Genomic DNA, 3376 nt, shown 5'->3' on the forward strand with positions numbered 1-3376 from the left:
CGACCAGACGCTCACGGCAGCGATGCTCGACAGGTTGCTGCATCACGCGCATATCGTGCAAATCAGTGGCGAGAGCTATCGACTGAAGGACAAGAGAAAGGCGGGACAAGCGAGCGCGCGGGCAACCACGAAAGTAGCCGCGTGATAATGGACCCAGGTGGGTCAGATTTACTTCGGCGAAACCTCTGAATGTGGGTCAGGTTTCAGTCGGCGTTGACAGAAGCAGAACGATCGCGTCGAGTACGGGATGAGTGGAATCAGCCTCGAAGGGCAGTTGCACTATCCGCATCAATAGGTTTCGTGCTGAGTGTCGCTTGCCGATTAGATGCTGCCGCATTAGGCTGCGGCGGCTTTGTGGTGGGCAGAGAACCTTGTCGGCCAGTTCACAGAGCGCGCTACCTAGCTGTTCGCGCGACAGGGACTCGTCAATCGCCAACGCCTTCACAGCCAGGGCGAACTCGCGAAGCTGATCTTCAAGTTTGTTCTTCGCCGCGTCGAGCGCACGAGATGCATCATTCACGACTTTCTGCACCCAGCGACGGAGCATCGTGAGTACGTGATCGGTCGCCGTGCACAGCGAATAACGCATGAAACAGGCGGCCTCGAGCCTCCGGCTTTGCGGCGCAATCCGTTTGCTGATGGATGGAGAGCGGTTGGCACAGCGACGAGCGTAGGAGCGAACAATTGCATCGTTGCATGCGCTCGGCCATGCGGATGCGACGCCGTGCATCGTGAGGAGATTAATCTTGTCCAGCACTTCACCCATCTGCTGAGTCGAACCACCGAGCGGCACAGCCCAAAGCCAGCCCTGCAGGCTCACATACTCCTTGTGCGGTTGGGGTAAAAGACGTGCCCAGCTGTCCAATTTTTCGGGGCCAAAGGTTCGCTGAAACTCCTCGTGGAGCGAACTCTCGATATCGCGAACTGCTTGGACGATGAGCTGTCGGATCGTCCGTTCGTTGGGTATGACGATCCGATGTTCGTAGAACCACTGCTTCAGCTCGTTACCCAATTGGCCGCGCTCGGGGCGACCTGTCAGTTGTTCTTTCAACCAACGAATGACGTATCGACGCTGGTGCTCTGAGATCGGGCGGAAGTTCGCGATGACTTGGGCAAACCGTTGATGGTCGGATAGCGTATCGAAGCGTCCGTCGTAGATCGAGCGCAGCGTCCCAAGATCTGGCGGCTGGACATGCAGTTGTCGACCGAGGTGTCGCCACAGCATCGGAGGTATCTGGCGATATGAATCCAGCGATCGGCCGGACATTCGTATGAACCCGACGTGCAACGCAACGGCGAGACGATATAAATCAGATCGCCGCGTCTCGATGAGCGCGATCTCTTGCTTCGAGAACGTGAAAAAAGTGTTGAGTTCAAACTCGCTCAGATCGCGAGGTACTTGGCGGATCCCAAGATAGCCTGTTCGCCAGCTTTCCATCGTCTGTGCTCCGCGGCGATCACGAAGCGATCCAGCCTAGTGGAGTTGACCCGCTTTCGTGGACATCTATCCTTTTGTTCAGGAGGTGCCCATTATGGCGAAGCACCGTACCCCGTACCCGGCGGAATTTCGGGCCCAGATAGTCGAACTGGTCAAGGCCGGTCGCACGCCGGAGGAACTGGCCAAGGAGTTTGAGCCGACGGCGCAAACCATCTACAACTGGGTCGCGCAGGCAGCTCGTGACGCCGGTACACGACTCGATGGGCTCACCACTGCCGAGCGCGAAGAACTTACGCGCCTGCGCCGCAAGGTGCGCCAGCTTGAGCTTGAGCGAGAGATCCTCTCAAAAGCCGCGGCCTGGTTCGCACGGGAGACCGGAACGGTGCCCGAGAAGGGTTCGAGTTCATGAAAGCGAATCGGGCCGCATGGCCCATTGCCACGATGGCACGGCTGCTCGGGGTCTCCGCCAGCGGCTTTTACGCGTGGCTTGAGCGCGCACCATCGAAGCGAGCGTGCAGCGACGCCGATCTGCTCGCGCGCATCCGGGCGATCCACGCAGGCTCGCGCGGCGTCTACGGCATGCCTCGCATTCATTTCGAACTTGCCGAGCAAGGCGTGCATGTTGGACGCAAACGCGTTGCCCGCCTGATGCGTCTGGCCGGCCTGTGTGGCGTAAGCCGGCGACGCTGGATCTCTACCACACGGCGGCAGCCCAACGCACGGCCCGCGCCGGATCTGGTGCAACGACACTTCAGCGCCGACGAGCCCAATCGACTGTGGGTGGCGGATGCGACCTACGTACCGACCGCCGAAGGGTTCCTGTATCTCGCGGTGGTGCTCGACGTGTTCAGCCGCCGGATCGTGGGTTGGGCGATGTCGGATCACTTGTACACGGAGCTGATGCTCAGGGCGCTCGATATGGCTCTCGCGCAACGACGTCCCGCTGGCGTGATTCACCATAGCGATCAAGGCTGCCAATACACGTCCATTGCTTTCGGCCGCCGCTGCCGTGAGGCTGGCGTACGTCTGTCGATGGGGACGGTGGCGGATTGCTTCGACAACGCCATGTGCGAAGCCTTCTTCGCGACACTCGAATGTGAACTGCTCGCCCGCACACACTTCCAAACCCGCGAACAGGCGCGGCAAGCGCTGTTCTCGTGGATAGAAGGTTGGTACAACGTCAGCCGTCGCCATAGCGGCATCGGTTACCGCTCGCCGATGCGCTACGAGCAACTTCACGAGGAACAAAACCGAATCGGCATCACTGGCGAGTTGTCCACCGCCGGCCGGCGTCGTGGTCGTAATAGGCGACCCGCCGACCGGCCGTGGACAACTCGCGGCACTGCCCAAACCGGAGGGATTCAATCCATTCAAAATTCAACTGCTTAATCATCCACGGAAGCGGGTCACCCCCATAGCGGTGCAAAATGAGCAGCGCTACGGTACAAATCGGGATGCCAACCTGGCATCGACGAGATCTGTGATGCCGGGCATTCGGTCGCGTGGGAAAAGCCCGACGAGTTTAATTCCCGGGTCTTGCAATTCATGCTGAAACACTGACAGTCCAACATCTTCGAGCCGAAGTCTATTCGTAGGGGGCGAGGATTCTCGTCCCTGTTGGTGAGCTATCTGTCGGACTCGCGTGTCTTGCTGAGGGCCGCCAGCTTGTGAGTGTCGATCTTGTCGGGTGGCGACGGCCGAGGCCTTTGATTACGCGATGAAGATTGCAAAACATCGCAGTCGAGCGAAGGTGTATCGGGCAAGCAGCAACGCAAGGTGTTACCCATCTCGCGGTCAACGCGCACGGCTATCGCCTCCTCTGCCACCGGCCAACGGACGTGTGGGCAGCGACAATTGTTTTGGCCGGTCGTTGACGATCGTTTTGGCCGGTGGTGAGGAGTCGAAGGGCGGCGCAGTCGCCGTAGACGATGAGCCACC

The 3376-nt window shown here is 59.6% G+C and carries 1 protein-coding gene and 2 pseudogenes; 2 read left to right on the forward strand and 1 reads right to left on the reverse strand.

What is annotated here, in order from left to right:
• A partial coding sequence (locus QCE73_RS39120; RefSeq protein WP_309885332.1) for an ATP-binding protein occupies positions 1–145 on the forward strand: 145 nt, incomplete at its 5' end.
• Positions 146–220: 75 nt separating this feature from the next.
• On the opposite strand, the pseudogene QCE73_RS39125 reads toward QCE73_RS39120, so the two are convergent.
• Positions 221–1438 (reverse strand): annotated as a pseudogene (locus QCE73_RS39125) (DUF4158 domain-containing protein); the annotation flags it as partial.
• A 94-nt stretch (positions 1439–1532) separates the two neighbouring features.
• Here QCE73_RS39125 and QCE73_RS39130 point away from each other — a divergent pair.
• Positions 1533–2677: pseudogene (locus tag QCE73_RS39130) on the forward strand (IS3 family transposase); the annotation flags it as partial.
• Positions 2678–3376 lie beyond the last annotated feature (699 nt).

The sequence above is a fragment of the Caballeronia sp. LZ029 genome (assembly GCF_031451275.1).
Taxonomy (GTDB): domain Bacteria; phylum Pseudomonadota; class Gammaproteobacteria; order Burkholderiales; family Burkholderiaceae; genus Caballeronia; species Caballeronia jiangsuensis.